This window comes from Arthrobacter sp. Soil_N43 (assembly GCF_057655195.1).
This window is the reverse complement of sequence record NZ_JBDGML010000103.1, coordinates 1-18,104: the sequence shown is the minus strand read 5'-3', so window position 1 is coordinate 18,104 and position 18,104 is coordinate 1. Positions and strand designations below refer to the sequence as shown.

Genomic DNA, 18,104 nt, shown 5'->3' with positions numbered 1-18,104 from the left:
CCCAAGTCTAGTCCGGGGTGGGCCCATGCCGGCAGGGTTCCCTGGGCGAGCGGAGCGAGGTCAGGGGGGCGGTGGGGACTAGTCTGGGGGAGTGTTGAAGATTGGGTTGACGGGCGGCATCGCCTCAGGGAAGTCAATGGTGGCCGCGCGCCTCAAAGAGCTGGGGGCGGTGCTGGTCGATGCGGACGCCATCGCCCGTGATGTCGTGGCACCCGGCACTCCCGGTCTCGCCGCCGTAGTGCGGGCGTTCGGGGCAGATATCCTCGACGCCGCCGGCCGGCTCGACCGGCCCCGCCTCGGTGCCGTTGTGTTCGGCGACCCGGAACGGCGTGCGGAGCTTAACGGCATCATCCACCCCCTGGTCCGCCAGCAGGCCACCGCGGTGATCGCCGCCGCCCCCGCGGACGCCGTCGTGGTCCAGGACATCCCGCTCCTCGTCGAAACGGGCCAGCAAAGCAGCTTCCACCTCGTCGTGGTCGTGGACGCGGCGGCCGAGGTCCGGCTCCAGCGCATGGTCAAGCACCGCAGCATGACGGAGGAGGAAGCCCGCTCCCGGATGGCCGCCCAGGCTGCGCGGGACGTCAGGCTGGCGGCGGCCGATGTTGTGCTGGACAACTCCGGCACGCCGGAGGAACTGCAGCGTGAGGTGGACCTGCTGTGGCAGGACCGGCTCGTGCCGTACGCCAGGAATATCAGCAACGCCACCGTTGCCGCCCGAAACGGCGGGCCGGTGCTGGCTCCGCACGATTCCGACTGGCGGCGCCAGGCGAGCCTGCTGATGGACAGGCTGCGGACCGCTGTCCCCGACGAAGTCCTCGCCGTTGACCACATTGGATCCACGGCCGTTCCCGGACTCGACGCCAAGGACGTCATCGATCTGCAGCTGGCGGTCACGGACCTGGAGACGGCGGACCGCATGGCGCCGCTGCTTGGTGCCGCCGGGTTCCCCGCCTGGCCGGGCATCCTGCTCGACAGCCCCATCGCCGGACGCCCGGATCCCGCTGCATGGTCCAAGCGGCTCCACGGCAACGCGGATCCCGGGCGGCCCGTGAACCTCCACGTCCGCGTCGCTGGATCTCCGGGCTGGCGCTTCGCACTGGGCTTCCGTGACTGGCTAACGGCGGACCCGGCCGCCCGGGACGCCTATGCAGCCGAAAAGCGCCGGGTTGCGGCGCTCCACGCATCGGACACCTCCACCTCCGGGTACGCCCAGGAGAAAGAAGCCTGGTTTATGGAGACGGCCGTCCCCGGAATGGAGCGGTGGGCCGCAAGCAGCGGCTGGCGGCCGCCGTCGTACGCCCCTGCGGGCAGCGGTAGATTAGATACATGAGTCTTGCGCAGGAGATCAACCGCGTCGTCGCGCCCTTTGAGGTCATCAGCGAGTTCAAGCCCGCCGGCGACCAGCCGGCCGCCATCGCCGAACTCACCGAACGGATTAAGAACGGTGAAAAAGACGTGGTGCTCCTGGGCGCCACGGGTACCGGCAAAAGCGCCACCACGGCGTGGCTGATCGAGCAGATCCAGCGTCCAACCCTGGTGATGGTGCAGAACAAGACGCTCGCCGCGCAGCTCGCCAACGAATTCCGCGAGCTGCTACCCAACAACGCGGTGGAGTACTTCGTCTCCTATTACGACTACTACCAGCCCGAGGCCTATGTGGCACAGACGGACACGTTCATTGAGAAGGACTCCTCCGTTAACGAGGAAGTGGAACGGCTCCGGCACTCTGCCACGAACGCGCTGCTGACCCGCCGGGACGTGATCGTCGTGGCCACCGTCTCCTGCATTTACGGCCTCGGCACCCCGGAAGAGTACATCGCCGGCATGGTGACCCTCCGCAAGGGGGCGGAGATGAACCGCGATGACCTGCTCCGGAAATTCGTCTCCATGCAGTACACCCGCAATGACATGGACTTCCACCGCGGCACGTTCCGCGTGCGCGGCGACACCGTGGAAATCATTCCGATGTACGAAGAGCTTGCCATCCGGATCGAGTTCTTCGGCGACGAGATTGAGAACATCTATACGCTGCACCCGCTCACCGGGGAGGTCATCCGGGACGAGACCGAGATGTACGTCTTCCCGGCGTCGCACTACGTGGCCGGTCCAGAACGGATGAGCCGGGCGATCAAGCGGATCGAAGACGAGCTCGCCGAACGGCTCGCGGTGCTCGAGGGCCAGAACAAGCTCGTGGAGGCCCAGCGGCTCCGGATGCGCACCACATACGACCTGGAAATGATGCAGCAGATGGGTTTCTGCAACGGCATCGAGAACTATTCGTCGCACATCGACGGCCGCGCCCGCGGAACCGCGCCGCACTGCCTGCTCGACTACTTCCCGGACGACTTCCTCCTGGTCATTGATGAATCCCACGTCACGGTGCCGCAGATCGGTGCCATGTACGAGGGCGACATGTCGCGCAAGCGGAACCTGGTGGACCACGGCTTCCGCCTGCCCTCGGCGATGGACAACCGCCCGCTCAAGTGGGATGAGTTCCAGGACCGCGTGGGCCAGACGGTTTACCTGTCCGCCACCCCGGGCAAGTACGAGCTCGGAAAGGCGGACGGCTTTGTCCAGCAGATCATCCGCCCCACCGGCCTGATCGACCCCGAGGTGGTCGTGAAACCCACCAAGGGCCAGATCGATGACCTGCTGGATGAGATCCGGACCCGCACCGAGAAGAACGAACGCATCCTGGTCACCACCCTCACCAAGCGCATGGCCGAGGACCTCACCGATTACCTCCTGGGCCACGGCGTCAAGGTGGAGTACCTGCACTCGGACGTGGACACCCTCCGCCGCGTGGAGCTGCTCCGCGAACTGCGGATGGGAACCTTTGACGTCCTCGTGGGCATTAACCTGCTCCGCGAAGGTCTTGACCTGCCTGAAGTGTCGCTCGTGAGCATCCTGGATGCCGACAAGGAAGGCTTCCTTCGGTCGTCCACGTCGCTGATCCAGACCATAGGCCGTGCGGCCAGGAACGTGTCCGGGCAGGTGCACATGTACGCGGACCGCATCACCGACTCCATGGCCCATGCCATCGACGAGACCAACCGGCGGCGCGCCATCCAGGTTGCTTACAACACCGAAAACGGAGTGGACCCGCAGCCGCTGCGGAAGAAGATCGCGGACATCACGGACCAGATTGCCAAGGAGGACGCCGACACCCAGGAACTGCTGAACAACAACCGCCTGGCCAAGGGCGCCAAACGGGGCAAGTCCGCGGCCAAGGGTGCGGCGACTGTCCGGGCGGACGGGCTCGCGGCGGCGCCTGCCGAGGATTTGGTGGGGCTGATCGAACAGCTGACGGAGCAGATGCACGGCGCCGCAGCCGAGCTGCAGTTCGAGCTGGCTGCCCGGCTCCGCGACGAAGTGGGCGAGCTGAAAAAGGAACTCCGCCAGATGCATGCAGCCGGTCACGCGTAAGGTAGGCGCGGGCAGGCGCCGGCGTGAGGTAAAGTTGAGGTCACGTAGGGGAGTATCCCAAGCGCTACGGACGTCAACACGCAAGGCACAGATGCCTTGCCGGGCGTAGCGGGCAACCACATCAGCACCAAGTGCACAGGTTCGCCGGAGAGACTTACACCAGTTTTTTGTACCCTGCGAAAGGTATCTCTGTGCAGCTTCCCGTCTGGTTTGAGGTCGGCTCGTTCGTCGTCCTCGGCATCATCCTCCTGTTAGACCTGCTCCTGGTGGTGCGGCGTCCGCACGAACCCTCCATGAAGGAAGCCGGCCTCTGGGTCGCCTTCTATGTGGCTCTTGCCTTGGTCTTCGCCGGTGCCATGTTCATGTTCGCGGGCCCGGAGTACGGCGGGCAGTTCGTCGCCGGCTGGGTGACCGAGTACAGCCTGAGCATCGACAATCTCTTCGTCTTCATCATCATCATGGCCCGCTTCTCGGTGCCCCGTAAGTACCAGCAGGAAGTGCTGATGGTGGGCATCATCATCGCCCTCATCCTGCGCGGCATCTTCATCATGCTCGGTGCGATCGTCATCGAGCAGTTCAGCTGGGTCTTCTACATCTTTGGCGCCTTCCTGCTGTGGACGGCGTGGAAGCAGGCCCAGGACGAAGGCGAGGACGAAGAGGACCGGGAAAACCCGATCATCGCCAAGATCCGCACCGTCATCCCCATGTCGGAGAAGTTCGACGGCGGCAAGCTCCGCACCGTGGTCAACGGCAAGAAGGTCTTCACCCCCATGCTGATCGTCTTCGTGACTATCGGCATGACGGACCTGCTGTTCGCCGTGGACTCCATCCCCGCCATCTTCGGCCTCACCCAGAGTGCGTTCATCGTCTTCACGGCGAACATCTTTGCGCTCATGGGCCTGCGCCAGCTCTACTTCCTGCTCGGCGGCCTGATGAACCGCCTCGTCTACCTGAAGCACGCGCTGTCCGTCATCCTGGCATTCATCGGCGTGAAGCTGATCCTGCACGCCATGCACGTGAACGAACTGCCGTTCATCAACGGCGGCCACCACATCGAGTGGGCACCCGAGATCCCCACCTACGTTTCCCTGGCGGTCATCGTGGGCACCATCGTCGTCGCCGTGATTGCCAGCCTGGTCAGCTCCAAGGCAAAGCAGGCCAAAATGGACGCCCGCCTCGAGGAGGACGCCCGGAAGAGCCGCAGCGACGTGGACGTGGACGTCGACTAGGCTCCCGGCCTACAGTCCCCAGGCAGTCCTGAGTCAGCCTTTCTAGGTGCTGCCCGCGAGAACCCCGGTCACTGTGTGGCCGGGGTTCTCGCGTTAAAATTGTGCGCTGGAGCCTCCTCCTGCCGCCGGGCCGGGACTATGCTCGGAGGATGGCAACCACTTCCCGGGCGGAGCCGGATGTTCGCCAGGTGCAGCGCCGCACCGTGCTGCTCCTGGGGTCCGCGCAGTTGCTCAGCGCAATCGTCACAGGGGCGACCGTTTCCATCGGTTCCCTGCTGGCCGTCGATCTATCCGGCTCGGAAGCGTGGGCCGGGTCAGTCGCCACCATGATGACCCTGGCCGCCGCACTGGCGGCGCTGCCTCTGGCGTCGCTTGCCGAGCGCCGGGGACGACGGATCAGCCTTGCCACCGGGCTGGCGGCGGCCCTGGCGGGTGCACTCCTCATTGTGCTGGCTGTGGTCACGGGCATCTTCGTGTTCCTCGTGATGGGCGCCGCGGGCGTCGGGGTGGGCACGGCAGCCAACCTGCAGGCGCGTTTCGCCGCCGTCGACCTGGCAGACCCTGAACACCGCGGCCGGTCCCTGTCCGCCGTCGTGTGGGCCATCACTGTCGGGGCCGTGGCCGGGCCCAACCTGGTCCAGCCCGGCGCGGTGGTGGGCCAGAGCCTGGGGCTGCCGCCCATTGCGGGACCGTTCGTCATCTCCGCCGCCGGGCTGTTTCTTGCCTGCGGCCTGCTGCTGGCCGGGCTCCGCCCGGACCCCCTCTTCCTGGCTCGGCAACTTGCCGCACGGGCCCAGCCCGCCGGGCCTCCCGCAGGCGGAGCGCCGGTTCCGGCGCCGGCCGGAGGCTCACTCGCAAGGGGCCTTCGGGCGGTCCGCCACGCACCGGCCGCGATCCTGGCGCTGGCCGCCGTCGTCGGGGCCCACGCCATGATGGTGGGCGTCATGTCCATGACGCCGCTCCACCTGCAGGCACTCGTTGCGGGCCCGCACAGTGTCCACGGCAGCCATGCCGCCGGAAGCGATGCGCTGGTCATTATCGGCTTCACCATCTCGCTGCACATCGCGGGGATGTTCGCGCTCTCCCCGGTCATGGGGTGGCTGACCGACAAGCTCGGGAGGACGCAGACCATTGCGCTTGGCCTCGCCACCCTGCTCGCCGCTGTTCTCGTGGCCGGCTTCGGCCAAGGGTCGACGGCGGCGGTCGCGGTCGGTCTCGTGCTCCTGGGCGTGGGATGGTCGGCTTCCACCATCGCCGGATCCACTCTCCTTGCTGAAAGCGTCAGCCAGAAGGACCGGGTGGCCGTGCAGGGCGTCTCGGACATGATGATGGGCGTGGCGGGTGCTGTCGGCGGGGCTGTCTCGGGCCTCGTCCTGAGCTGGGTGGGATACCTCGGCCTCAACCTGGCCGGCGGCGTGCTCGGTGCCGCGGTCCTTGCGGCCGCCGTCGTCGCCCTGCTGGCAGGGCGGTCGAAGCCCGTCGGGTCAGTCCCTGACTGACCGCACCATGCCCAGCAGGCGGCCGAAGATCGCTTCGCCGTCGTCGGCGATGCCGTCGTGGTGGAAGTCGGCCGATTCCCAGACCTGCAGGCCGCGGACAGCTGCGGCGGTCTCCAGGGACAGGCCGCGCTCCACGTAGATGTCGTCGGTGTAGACGGCCGCTGCCGCCGGCACGGTATTGGCCGCCAGCCGGAGCGGGTCGTAGAGCGGCGTCCAGTCCGGCTTGGATGCCAGCAGTCCGGCCACTTCCTTCAGCGGGCGCAGCGCCTGGTCCTGCTCGAAGTACCACGGATACACCATCTCGCCGGTCAGCAGGAGCTCCGGCGCGTCCGGGCTGAACTCCGGGAACTCCCGGAGGACCCGCCACGCTGCCCAATCCGTGGCCGAGCCCTGGCCGTAAATGGACTCATGCATCAGCGCGTAGAGCGGATTGCCGGCCCGTGAGACCAGGGAACGGAGCTGCTCGAGGAAGGAATCGGACAGCCGGGCGCCGCGTGGCGTGTCCACGAAGGCGTCCTCCAGCAGGTTGTGGAGCCCGTCCACCCTGGTGTTTCCGCCCAGGAAGGCGCCCGCCATCTGGAACCGCTCCACGGTCAGGCGTTCACCGCCGGGCAGAAATTCTTCGGTGACCCGGAGGTGGCGGGCGATCCGGTCGACGGTCTCGCGGTCTTCCGGATACCAGCCAAAGTACTCCGCGTTGCGGGCGGCCACGCGCTTGAAGGTTTCCCGGTACACGCGTTCTGCCGACCCTGTCAGCGGGGCCAGTCCGCCGGTGATGAGGACCTCCCGCAGTCCTTCGGGCGCGAATGAGAGGTACGTCAGCGCGCAAAATCCGCCGTAGCTTTGGCCGTAGATGCTCCACGGCTCCGATCCCAGGGCACGGCGGAGCAGCTCCGCGTCGGCCACAATCGAATCGGCGCGGAAATGTTCCAGGTAGCGGGCCTGGGCAGCGGCGTCGCCCCTGGCCGGAAGTGTGTTCCGGTCGATGGGGGAGGACAGCCCGGTGCCGCGCTGGTCCAGCATGAGGATCCGGAAATCCTTTGCAGCCGCCTTGCTCCAGCCGCCGAGGGACATCAGCCGGTTGCCGCGGCCGCCGGGTCCGCCCTGCAGGTACAGGAGCCACGGCAGCCGTTCCGCCGCTGCCTCGCTGTGGTCCGCGGACACGTATTCGCGCGCAAAGACGGTGATGGTCTCGGCGTCCTTGCCGGGGGCGCCATTGAAGTGGTCCAGTGGGACTGTGAAGTAGTGCTCCGCCGTGCGCATCCCGCGGAACTCATGCCGGGCGCGGACAGTGTGGACGGCAGCATCAACGGCGTCCACGGCGGCCTCAGCCACGGGCGCCCGCCCCGCTGCGGGCCCCGAACGCTGCCAAGGCGTCGCCGGTGAGGCGGAACGTGGACCACTCCTCCATCGGGCTCGCCCCGAGCTTCCGGTAGAAATTGATGGAGGGTTCGTTCCAGTCCAGGACGCTCCACTCAACCCGCGCGTACCCGCGCTCGACGGCGGTGGCGGCCAGGTGCTGCAGCAGCGCCTTGCCGTGGCCCTCGCCTCGCGCCTCGGGGGTGACGTAGAGGTCTTCCAGGTAGATGCCGTGGACACCTTCCCAGGTCGAGTAGTTCAGGAACCAGAGGGCGAAGCCACGGACCTCTCCGGCGTCGTTCTCGGCCATATGGGCGAACACCCGGGGGTGCTCGCCGAAAAGCACCTCGGCCAGCATCTCCGGCGTGTTCCGTACGGCGTCCGGTTCCTTTTCGTAGATGGCCAGTTCATGGATCATCTGCAGGATTACGGGGACATCGGCCGGGGTTGCGGGACGGATTACGCTCATGTTCCGAGCATACTAGGGCCGGGCAGGGCACCGCGCTTGGGCTGCGCCTGGGCAGGCGCCGGGCGGCGTCAGAGCCTGTTGACCTCTGTCACCCGGACCACGGCGGTGCCGGTCTCGTCGGAGGCAGCGAGGTCCACCTCTGCGGAGATGCCCCAGTCGTGGTTGCCCGCGGGGTCGTCGAAGATCTGGCGGACCTTCCACACGTCCGGTCCCTCCGTGATCATCAGCAGTCCCGGGCCGCGGGCGTCCGGGCCGGTGCCTATATCGTCGTGCTCGTCGAAGTAGTCGTCCAGGATGTCTTCCCAGCGGTCGGCATCCCAGCCGGCGTCGCCGTCGAGCTCGCCCAGCGCCGCGGCGTCCTCGTCCGCGAACAGCTCCACGCGGCGGAACATTTCGTTCCTGACCATGACGCGGAAGGCCCGCGTGTTGGAGGTCAGCGACGGCGGCGGCGGGGGCGGTGCATCGTGCGGAGTCGGCGCCGCACCGGACGTCAGCTCCTCCCACTCGTCCAGCAGGCTGGAGTCAACCTGGCGTACCAGTTCGCCGAGCCATGCGATGAGGTCTTCCAGGTCCTCCCGGAGGGCGTCCTGGGGGACGGTCTGGCGCAGGGCCTTGAAGCCGTCGGCCAGGTACCGCAGCACGATCCCCTCGGAACGCGCGAGCCCGTAGAACTGGACGAATTCGCCGAAGTTCATGGCGCGTTCGTACATGTCGCGGACGACGGACTTGGGCGCCAGTTCGAAGTCGCCCACCCAGGGCGCTGCCTTGCGGTAGACCTCGAAGGCCTCGCCGAGGATTTCGGCGAGGGGCTGCGGGTAGGTGACGTCGTCGAGCATCGCCATGCGCTGCTCGTATTCAATGCCGTCCGCCTTCATCGCGGCGATGGCCTCGCCCCGGGCCTTCTTCTGCTGCGCGGAGAGGATCTGCCGCGGCTTCTCCAGCGTCGCCTCGATGACCGAGACTACGTCCAGGGCATACGACGGCGACTCCGGATCCAGCAGCTCCAGCGCGGCCAGGGCAAACGGCGAGAGCGGCTGGTTCAGGGCGAAGTTCGCCTGCAGGTGGACTGTCAGGCGGACGGTGCGGCCGTCGGCGCCCTGGTCGGCCAGCGGGATGCGTTCCACCACCTCGGCCGCGAGCAGTTCACGGTAGATGGAGAGCGCCTTCTTCATCAGCCGCAGCTGGGCAGACCGGGGTTCGTGGTTCTCGGTGAGCAGCCGCCGCGCCGCGGCGAACGGGTCGCCGGGACGCTCCATCAGGTTCATCAGCATCGCGTGGGTCACGGTGAAACTTGAACTCAGGGGCTCCGGAACGGATTCCACCAGGCGGTTGTAGGTGGGCTCGCCCCAGGAGACGAAGCCTTCCGGCGGCTTCTTCTTCACCACTTGGCGGAGCTTCTTCTGGTCGTCGCCGAATTTGGCGGTGGCTTTGGCCATGGCCTTGGCGTTCTCCACCACATGGTCCGGCGCCTGGACCACCACGGTGCCCGCAGTGTCGTAGCCGGCGCGGCCGGCCCTGCCGGCGATCTGGTGGAATTCCCGGGAGTTGAGCAGGCGGGTGCGGACGCCGTCGTACTTGCTGAGTGCGGTGAGCAGCACGGTCCGGATGGGAACGTTGATGCCGACGCCCAGGGTGTCGGTCCCGCAGATGACCTTCAGCAGGCCGGCCTGGGCGAGCTGTTCCACCAGGCGCCGGTACTTGGGCAGCATGCCTGCGTGGTGGACGCCGATCCCGTGCCGGACCAGGCGGTTGAGCGTCTTGCCGAACCCTGCCGCAAAACGGAAATTCGCGATGAGCTCGGCGATCTTGTCCTTTTCGTCCCGGCTGCAGACGTTGATGCTCATCAGTGTCTGGGCACGCTCAATGGCCTCGGCCTGGCTGAAATGCACCACGTAGACCGGAACCTGCCTGGTGGACAGCAGTTCCTCGAGCGTCTCGTGCACGGGGGTCTGGTGGTAGTAGTAGTGCAGCGGAATCGGGCGCTCGGCCGAGCTGACCGTCGTGGTGGGCCGGCCGGTGAGTTCTGTCATGCCGGCCTCGAAGCGGCTGACGTCGCCGAGGGTCGCGGACATGAGCAGGAACTGGGCCTGGGGCAGTTCGAGCAGCGGCACCTGCCACGCCCAGCCGCGCTGCGGGTCCGAGTAAAAGTGGAATTCATCCATGATGACGGCGCCGAGGTCGGCAGCGGCCCCCTCGCGCAGGGCGATGTTGGCGAGGATCTCGGCGGTGCAGCAGATGATGGGGGCGTCCTGGTTGACTCCGGAGTCGCCGGTGATCATGCCCACGTTCTCTGCCCCGAAGATCTCGCACAGGGCGAAGAACTTTTCCGAGACAAGGGCCTTGATGGGGGCGGTGTAGTAGCTGCGTTCCCCGCGGGCCATAGCCTGGAAATGCGCCGCGATGGCCACGAGGGATTTGCCCGATCCGGTGGGTGTCGCCAGGATCACGTTGGCGCCGGAGGCGAGTTCCATGATGGCCTCGTCCTGGGCGGCATACAGCTCCAGTCCCCGGCTTTCGGTCCACTCCAGGAAACGCATGTAGAGCGAATCCGGGTCTGCCTCCGCCGTCGTTGTCCGTGCGGCAGGGGCGGGGAGCTGTTCAACGAGTTTCATTGCCTTCCAGCTTAGTGCGTGTCCCTGCCGCGCGTGCTTTCTCCCTGGACCGGCACTAGGCTCGCGTTGGCTGCACCTTTGGGGGCGGCCGCGCAGGTGAGCGGGCACGGCGTGCCCGCGCTGATTGAAGCCACTGGAGGCGATGTGCACTGGGATCCCGCGAAGTACGGCCAATTCGGCGACCACCGGCAGCGGCCGTTCTTTGACCTGACCGGCCGGATCGACGCGGCCGCGCCGCGTGAGGTGGTCGATCTGGGCTGCGGCCCCGGTAAGCTCACCGCCACTCTTGCGGAGCGCTGGCCGGGGGCCCGTGTGGTGGGCGTTGATTCTTCACCGGAGATGCTGTCCAAAGCCGAAGCGCACGCGGGACCGGCGGCGAATCTGGAGTTCCGGCTCGGGGACATCGCCGCATGGTCGCCGTCCCCGGAAACCGATGTGGTGGTGAGCAACGCGGCGCTGCAGTGGGTCCCGGAGCATCTTGACCTGCTCCCGGGGTGGCTGGAGGCTCTCCGCCCCGGGGCGTGGTTCGCCCTCCAGGTACCCGGCAACTTCGGTTCCCCGTCCCATTCCCTGCTGCGGGAACTCGCCGAATCCCCAGAGTGGTCCGCCCGGCTCAACGGCGTGCTCCGGCATGATGACGCCGTCGCCGAACCGGAACGCTACCTTGACATCATGCTGCGCGCCGGCTGCGCGGCGGACGCGTGGGAAACCACTTACCTGCAGGTGCTTCCCGGCGACAACGCGGTGTACGAATGGGTACGGGGAACGGCCCTCCGGCCAGTCCTCGCCGCCTTGTCACGCGAAGACGCGGCCGAATTCGAACGGGGCTACGCTCAGCGGCTCGCGGAGGCCTACCCGGCTACGGAGTACGGCACCGTCTACCCGTTCCGCCGGATCTTCGCGGTGGGCCGGAAACTGTAGGGCCGGACCCCTTCCAGGCGCGTCCTATGCAGCAGGCAAGGGGAACCGTGATGTAGCTTACAAGGACGAAGCCATTATGGGGCCGGTCAGTGAGGCTCCTGTTCTGCCTAGCCATGTGGAGGAGGCCCGGTGCTCATTGGCCTCATGCGCCGCCTTCTGTCGGAACACCGTGCCGCGGTGTGGGCCCTCATTGCGCTGCAGATGCTCCAAACGGCCGGCAACCTGCTGTTGCCCACACTGAACGCCAGCATCATCGACGACGGCATCCTGCCCGGCCGCCAGGACGTGATCCTGCGGCTCGGCGGCTGGATGGCGGCGATCTCCGTTGTCCAGGTCGCTGCCGCGTTGGGGGCCGGGTATCTGGGGGCCGCCGTGGCCATGAAGATCGGCCACCGGCTCCGGCGCGACCTGTTCGCCAAGGTCCAGGCGATGTCCTCCCAGGAGGTCAGTGCCTTCGGTGCGCCCAGCCTCGTGACCAGGGCCACCAATGATGTGCAGCAAATCCAGACTTTCGCCGTCCTGGTCTTTACGATGCTGGCCGCCGCGCCGGTCATGGGTATCGGCGGTATCATCCTTGCGGTCCAGCAGGACGCGGCCCTGTCCGTCGTCGTGATTGCCATCGTTCCGCTGCTGGTCCTGATCATGGCCCTCATCGTGCGGCGCCTGATTCCGCTGTACCGGGAGGGGCAGACGCTGATTGACGGCGTTACCCGGATCCTGCGGGAACAGATCATCGGTGCCAGCGTCATCCGTGCGTTCGTGCGGCAGGGCCACGAGGCGGCGCGCTTTGCCGAGGCGAACCGGCAGCTGACGGGCAACAACCTGCAGTCGGCACTGCTCGTCGCCGGCATGCTGCCGATGATCATGATCGTGGTGAACCTCTCCTCTGTGGCCGTGGTCTGGTTCGGCGGGCATCTCATCCAGGCCGGCAGCATGCAGGTGGGGGCGCTGACTGCCTTCATCGCCTACATCCTGCAGATCCTGCTGGCCATCATGATGGCCATGTACGTGTTCATGACCGCCCCCCGGGCGGCCGTCTGCGCAGAACGCGTTCAGGGGGTGCTGGACGTGGTGCCGGCCGTCGCCGGCATGGAGACTGCCGACGGCGAAGCACGCGCCGCGGATGCTCCGTCCGCCAGCGCCCCGGCCAAAGGGGCAACGGTGGAGTTCCGGGACGTCGTTTTCGCCTATCCGGGCGCGGAAACTCCGGTCCTTGGCGGCATCTCCTTCACCGCCCGTGCAGGTTCCACCACAGCAATCATCGGCTCCACCGGCAGCGGAAAATCCACGCTGCTGAACTTGCTGCCGCGTTTCCTGGACGCCGTCGGCGGTGAGATCAGCCTGGACGGACGGGACATCCGCACCTTCGGGCTGGATGACCTTCGCGGCCGGATGGCCGTGGTCCCGCAGCAGGCGTACCTCTTCTCCGGCACCGTGGCCGGAAACCTGCGCATGGCCGCGCCCGGCGCCACGGACGGGGAGCTGTGGCAGGCGCTCCGCCGTGCGCAGGCGGACGAGTTCGTCCGCAGGCTGCCGAACGGCCTGCACGCCGCGGTGGGCCAGGGCGGCGCCGGACTTTCGGGGGGCCAGCGGCAGCGGCTCTGCATTGCGCGCGCCATTCTCCGCCAGGCCCAGGTCTTCTTGTTTGACGACAGTTATTCCGCCCTGGACTACGCAACGGAGGCGAGCGTCCGGCAGGCGCTGGTCCCCGTCTTGGAGGCCGCCACCGTGATCGTAGTGGCCGAGCGGATCGCCAGCATCATGGATGCCGAACAGATCCTCGTCCTCAACGACGGCCGCCTCGAGGCGCAGGGCACGCACGCGCACCTGCTCCGGACCTCCCGGACCTACCGCGAGATAGCCGAGTCACAGCTCGCCATGAACGGAATGCCATGAGAGCCGGGTTGCCGTGAGAGGCGGACTGCCGTGAGGGGCGCGCACGCCGCCGCGCGGCCGGGCGGAGCCTTCCGGGCGGCCGCAGCCCGACTCATCGGACTGCTGGCCCCGTCCAGGGGGCGGATGCTCGTCGCGGTCGCGGCCACGTGCGGGTTCGCAGCACTCAACGTCACCGCTCCGAAACTCCTTGGGGATGCCACGGATGTGGTGGTGGAGGCGTTCGTCGGCGGTGATTTTGACGAGGGCAGGCTGGCGCAGCTGCTGGTTGTTGTGGCGCTGATCTACATAGGGACTTCGCTGCTCAACTGGCTCCAAGGTGTGCTCACCGCCAAGGCCGTGCAGGAACTCGTATTTGGGCTGCGTGCCGCGGTCGAAGCCAAGCTGCATCGGCTGCCGTCGTCGCACTTTCAGGAGCAGACGCGCGGTGACGTGCTCAGCCGGGCAACCAACGACGTCGACAACATCTCCCAGTCCCTGAACCAACTGCTGACGCAGGTGATCATGGCAGTCCTGATGCTCTGCGGTTCGCTGGCCATGATGCTGTGGATCTCGCCACTGCTGGCCGCCATCGCCCTGGTGTCGGTTCCCGTTTCCACCCTTATCACCGTTTTGATCGCCCGGAAGTCCCAGGCCTACTTCGCCGAGCAGTGGGCTTCGACGGGAGCACTGAACGCGCACATCGAGGAATTCGTGACGGGACACGAGGTCATCAAGGCCTTTGGACAGCAGGACGCTGTCTCACAGATTTTCGCCGGCGGGAACGACCGGCTGGCCCGTACCTCTGCCAGGGCGCAGTACATGTCGGGCGCGGTACAGCCCCTGATGGTGTTCATCGCCAACCTCAATTACGTGGCGGTGGCCGTGGTGGGCGCCCTGCAGGTCGCGGCGGGGGCCATGACCATCGGCGGCGTCCAGGCGTTCATCCAGTTCAGCAGGCTCTTTACCCAACCGATGGGACAGATCGGCGGAATGCTCACGCTGATGCAGTCGTGCGCCGCGTCCGCGGAGCGGGTCTTCTCCCTCTTGGATTCGGAGGAGATCGCTGACGCCGCCGCCGCGGCCGGGAAGCAGAGCCTCAGCGGGCGGATCGAGTTCGACAACGTGACGTTCGGCTACGTCCCGGGCGTGCCCGCCGTCAGCGGATTGACCTTCTCCGTCCTGCCTGGGCAGACGGTCGCCATCGTGGGCCACACGGGCGCCGGCAAAACCACCGTGGTCAACCTGCTGATGCGCTTCTATGAGCTTGATTCCGGCCGCATCACCTTCGGCGGCACCGACATCGCCGACGTGCCGCTCGACTCCCTGCGCTCGCATTTCGGCGTGGTCCTGCAGGATGTCTGGCTCTTCAGCGGAACGATCCGGGAAAACATCGAGTACGGACGGCCGGGGGCAAGCGACGCGGAAATCGAGGCCGCAGCCGAGGCCACCCACGTGGCCCCCTTCCTCCGCGCATTGCCGGCCGGCTACTCCACCCGGCTCGGCAACGACGGTGATTCACTGAGCCAGGGGCAGCGGCAGCTGATCACCATAGCCCGGGCCGAACTGGCCGGGCGCAGCGTTCTCATCCTTGACGAGGCCACCAGCTCCGTGGACACGCGGACAGAAGTGCAGATCCGGCTTGCCATGAAGAGGTTGCGCCGGGGCAGAACCAGCTTCGTCATCGCCCACAGGTTGTCCACGATCCGCGACGCTGATCTAATCTTGGTCATGGACCACGGACGCATTGTTGAACAGGGAACCCACCAGAGCCTGCTGTCCGGAGACGGACATTACACGCGGCTCTACAACGCCCAGTTCCGCGGCCTCGACAGGGCCGCCGCCGCGGCGCAGGACACCGGGACGCATGGCATGGCCGCCCAAAACACTCCCGGCCGGGCCAACGGCAGTGCGGGAGAGCCGGCCCTGTGAGCACCGGCCAGCCCTTCCCCGGACAGTGGAAACCCAACCACGGCAGCTCCGTGGCCCTCTATGAGCAGCTCCGGCTCCACGTCATCGAGCAGGCGGACCAGGGAAAGATTGCCCCGGGAACCCGGCTGCCCGCAGTCAGGAACCTTGCCGAGGTTCTCGGTGTGGCTCCCCATACGGTCGCAAGGGCCTATAAGGAACTTGAAGCTGCCGGCGTTGTGGCCACGAAGGGCCGGAACGGCACCGTCGTGTGCGCCCGGGATGAACGCTGGGGAGCACTTTCAGCGGCCGCCGCGGAATTCGCCGCTGCGGCAAGGTCGCAGGGCGCCACGTTCGCGGAGGCTGTACACCTGCTGGCGGCGGCCTACGACGCGGAATAGCGGGGTCGTGGATATTCGAAGAAGTTTTCGATTAGCATTGGATGGTGCCTAAAGCCGTAGCTGAAGAAACAGCCGTAGATGCCCACTCCGCCGTCGTGCCCCTGACCTCTGCGAAGCCGGTGCGCCCGGACCTGTCCCGCCTGATCGTCAAGGGCGCCCGAGAGCATAACCTCCGCAACGTGGACCTCGATCTTCCGCGCGATGCCATGATCGTCTTCACCGGGCTGTCCGGATCAGGGAAGTCGTCCCTCGCCTTCGACACGATTTTCGCTGAGGGCCAGCGCCGCTACGTCGAGTCCCTCTCGGCCTATGCCCGGCAGTTCCTGGGCCAGGTGGACAAGCCCGACGTCGACTTCATCGAAGGCCTTTCGCCCGCGGTCTCGATCGACCAGAAGTCCACGAGCAAGAACCCCCGCTCCACTGTCGGTACCATCACCGAGATCTACGACTACATGCGCCTCCTGTGGGCGCGGGTAGGCCGTCCGTACTGCCCGGTCTGCGGCGAGCCCGTCATCAAGCAGACGCCGCAGCAGATCGTGGACCAGCTGCTGGAACTGGAGGGGGGCACACGGTTCCAGGTGCTCGCGCCCGTCGTCCGCGGCCGCAAGGGCGAATTCGTTGACCTCTTCAAGGAGCTGACCGCCAAGGGTTACTCGCGCGCCCGGGTGGACGGTGAGCTCATCCAGCTCAGCGATCCGCCCAAGCTCGGCAAGCAGTTCAAGCACACCATCGAAGTGGTGGTGGACCGCCTGGTGGTCAAGGAGGGCATCAGCCAGCGCCTGACGGATTCGATCGAAACGGCCCTTGGACTGGCCGAAGGCCGTGTGCTGGCCGAATTCGTGGACCTCGACGCCGATTCGCCGGACCGGCTTCGTGCTTTCTCGGAGAACCTTGCCTGCCCGAACGAGCACCCGCTGGCGATCGATGAAATCGAGCCCAGGTCGTTCTCGTTCAACAACCCGTTCGGCGCCTGCTCGGCCTGCAGCGGCATCGGAACGCGCCTCGAAGTCGATGAGGAGCTGATCGTCCCCAACCCCGAGCTGTCCTTGGCAGAGGGTGCCATCGCACCCTGGTCGCTCGGCACCGCCACCACGGAATATTGGAACCGGCTGCTTGACGGGCTCGCCAAGGAGGTGGGCTTCTCCATGGACACCCCGTGGGAGAAGCTGCCGGCTGACGTGCGCCAGACCGTTCTTCACGGCAAAGACCACAAGGTTGTGGTGCAGTACCGCAACAGGTTCGGCCGGGAGCGCAAATACAGCACGGGGTTCGAAGGGGCCATCCAGTATGTGCACCGCAAGCACGGCGAGACGGACTCGGACTGGGCCCGCGACCGTTACGAGGAGTACATGCGGCAGGTTCCCTGCCCTGCGTGCAACGGTGCCAGGCTCAACCCGGCGTCGCTGTCGGTCCTGATCAACGGCAAATCGATTGCCGAGGTGGCTGCCCTGCCCATGCGGGAGTGCGCCGCATTCCTCAACAACCTGGTGCTGACCGGACGTGAAGCGCAGATCGCCCACCAGGTCCTGAAGGAGATCCAGGCCCGGCTGACCTTCCTGCTCGACGTCGGCCTGGAATACCTGAACCTCGAACGCCCATCGGCAACACTTTCCGGCGGCGAGGCCCAGCGCATCCGGCTTGCCACGCAGATCGGTTCCGGCCTGGTCGGCGTGCTGTATGTGCTGGACGAGCCCTCCATCGGTCTGCACCAGCGGGACAACCGCCGGCTGATCGAAACCCTCACCAGGCTCCGGGACATGGGCAACACGCTCATCGTTGTAGAGCACGATGAAGACACCATCCATGAAGCCGACTGGATCGTGGACATTGGACCGGGGGCTGGGGAGCACGGCGGACAGGTGGTCCACTCGGGCTCCTACGAATCCCTGCTGAAGAACGATGCGTCCCTCACCGGTGACTACCTCTCGGGGCGCAAGAAGATCGACGTCCCCAAGAAGCGGCGCAAGTACGACAAAAAGCGCGAAATCAAGGTTGTCGGGGCCAGGGAAAACAACCTCATCAATGTCGACGCCGCGTTTCCGCTGGGCCTGTTTACGGCCGTCACCGGGGTCAGCGGCTCGGGCAAGTCCACCCTCGTCAACGAGATCCTCTACAAGGTGCTGGCCAACAAGCTCAACGGCGCCAAGCAGGTCGCCGGACGGCACCGCACGGTGCAGGGGCTGGAACACCTCGACAAGGTGGTCCATGTGGACCAGAGCCCGATCGGCCGCACCCCGCGCTCCAACCCGGCCACTTACACAGGCGTCTTCGACAACATCCGCAAACTGTTTGCCGAGACCACCGAAGCCAAGGTCCGCGGCTACCTGCCCGGGCGGTTCTCCTTCAACGTCAAGGGCGGCAGGTGCGAGGCCTGTTCCGGTGACGGCACCCTGAAGATCGAGATGAAC

12 protein-coding genes are annotated in these 18,104 nt (G+C 66.6%); 9 read left to right on the top strand and 3 right to left on the bottom strand.

Annotated features, from left to right (window positions below; translation table 11 throughout):
* Positions 1-91: 91 nt before the first annotated feature.
* The 4 genes from coaE (at position 92) to AC3A3W_RS13810 (ending at position 6,154) form a co-directional block, all read left to right on the top strand.
* Positions 92-1,330 carry a dephospho-CoA kinase gene (gene coaE / locus AC3A3W_RS13825; RefSeq protein ID WP_487443608.1) on the top strand — a complete coding sequence of 413 codons (1,239 nt, stop codon included), beginning with the start codon at positions 92-94 and terminating at the stop codon, positions 1,328-1,330.
* Positions 1,327-3,426: an excinuclease ABC subunit UvrB gene (uvrB, locus tag AC3A3W_RS13820; RefSeq protein ID WP_487443607.1), complete on the top strand. Its 2,100-nt coding sequence runs from the start codon at positions 1,327-1,329 to the stop codon at positions 3,424-3,426. Before coaE ends, uvrB begins: the two co-directional genes overlap by 4 nt.
* Positions 3,427-3,617: 191 nt before the next feature.
* On the top strand, positions 3,618-4,655 hold the full coding sequence (locus tag AC3A3W_RS13815) for a TerC family protein (protein ID WP_487443606.1): 1,038 nt from the start codon (positions 3,618-3,620) through the stop codon (positions 4,653-4,655).
* A gap of 149 nt (positions 4,656-4,804) precedes the next feature.
* Positions 4,805-6,154 (top strand): MFS transporter, encoded by a 1,350-nt coding sequence (locus AC3A3W_RS13810; protein WP_487443605.1) that lies wholly within the window; start codon positions 4,805-4,807, stop codon positions 6,152-6,154.
* Here AC3A3W_RS13810 and AC3A3W_RS13805 read toward each other — a convergent pair.
* The 3 genes from AC3A3W_RS13805 to AC3A3W_RS13795 form a co-directional block, all read right to left on the bottom strand.
* Positions 6,140-7,417 (bottom strand): alpha/beta fold hydrolase, encoded by a 1,278-nt coding sequence (locus AC3A3W_RS13805; RefSeq protein ID WP_487443641.1) that lies wholly within the window; start codon positions 7,415-7,417, stop codon positions 6,140-6,142. The two genes, AC3A3W_RS13810 and AC3A3W_RS13805, sit on opposite strands and share 15 nt — an antisense overlap.
* 64 nt (positions 7,418-7,481) lie before the next feature.
* Positions 7,482-7,982, bottom strand: a complete 501-nt coding sequence (locus AC3A3W_RS13800) for a GNAT family N-acetyltransferase (RefSeq protein ID WP_309991856.1) — start codon at positions 7,980-7,982, stop codon at positions 7,482-7,484.
* Positions 7,983-8,050: 68 nt separating this feature from the next.
* Positions 8,051-10,594 carry a DEAD/DEAH box helicase gene (locus AC3A3W_RS13795; protein WP_487443604.1) on the bottom strand — a complete coding sequence of 848 codons (2,544 nt, stop codon included), beginning with the start codon at positions 10,592-10,594 and terminating at the stop codon, positions 8,051-8,053.
* Between the two features lie 144 nt (positions 10,595-10,738).
* Between AC3A3W_RS13795 and AC3A3W_RS13790 the strand changes: the two genes are divergently transcribed.
* From AC3A3W_RS13790 to uvrA, 5 genes are all read left to right on the top strand, one after another.
* On the top strand, positions 10,739-11,515 hold the full coding sequence (locus AC3A3W_RS13790) for a trans-aconitate 2-methyltransferase (RefSeq protein WP_487443640.1): 777 nt from the start codon (positions 10,739-10,741) through the stop codon (positions 11,513-11,515).
* Positions 11,516-11,644: 129 nt separating this feature from the next.
* A complete protein-coding gene (locus AC3A3W_RS13785; RefSeq protein ID WP_487443603.1) occupies positions 11,645-13,411 on the top strand; it encodes an ABC transporter ATP-binding protein in 1,767 nt (588 codons plus the stop codon).
* A gap of 123 nt (positions 13,412-13,534) precedes the next feature.
* A complete protein-coding gene (locus tag AC3A3W_RS13780) occupies positions 13,535-15,319 on the top strand; it encodes an ABC transporter ATP-binding protein (protein ID WP_487443639.1) in 1,785 nt (594 codons plus the stop codon).
* Positions 15,316-15,696, top strand: coding sequence for a GntR family transcriptional regulator (locus AC3A3W_RS13775; protein WP_487443602.1), 381 nt, complete (start codon positions 15,316-15,318; stop codon positions 15,694-15,696). The genes AC3A3W_RS13780 and AC3A3W_RS13775 overlap by 4 nt, the downstream gene beginning before the upstream one ends.
* 44 nt (positions 15,697-15,740) lie before the next feature.
* On the top strand, positions 15,741-18,104 hold a 2,364-nt coding region (gene uvrA, locus AC3A3W_RS13770), incomplete at its 3' end, for an excinuclease ABC subunit UvrA (RefSeq protein WP_487443601.1).

Coding starts and splice junctions, on each gene's coding strand:
- uvrB (WP_487443607.1), top strand. CDS start 1,327: ATGAGTCTTGCGCAGGAGATCAACCGCGTCGTCGCGCCCTTTGAGGTC.
- AC3A3W_RS13810 (WP_487443605.1), top strand. CDS start 4,805: ATGGCAACCACTTCCCGGGCGGAGCCGGATGTTCGCCAGGTGCAGCGC.
- AC3A3W_RS13805 (WP_487443641.1), bottom strand. CDS start 7,417: ATGCGCACGGCGGAGCACTACTTCACAGTCCCACTGGACCACTTCAAT.
- AC3A3W_RS13800 (WP_309991856.1), bottom strand. CDS start 7,982: ATGAGCGTAATCCGTCCCGCAACCCCGGCCGATGTCCCCGTAATCCTG.
- AC3A3W_RS13795 (WP_487443604.1), bottom strand. CDS start 10,594: ATGAAACTCGTTGAACAGCTCCCCGCCCCTGCCGCACGGACAACGACG.
- AC3A3W_RS13780 (WP_487443639.1), top strand. CDS start 13,535: ATGCTCGTCGCGGTCGCGGCCACGTGCGGGTTCGCAGCACTCAACGTC.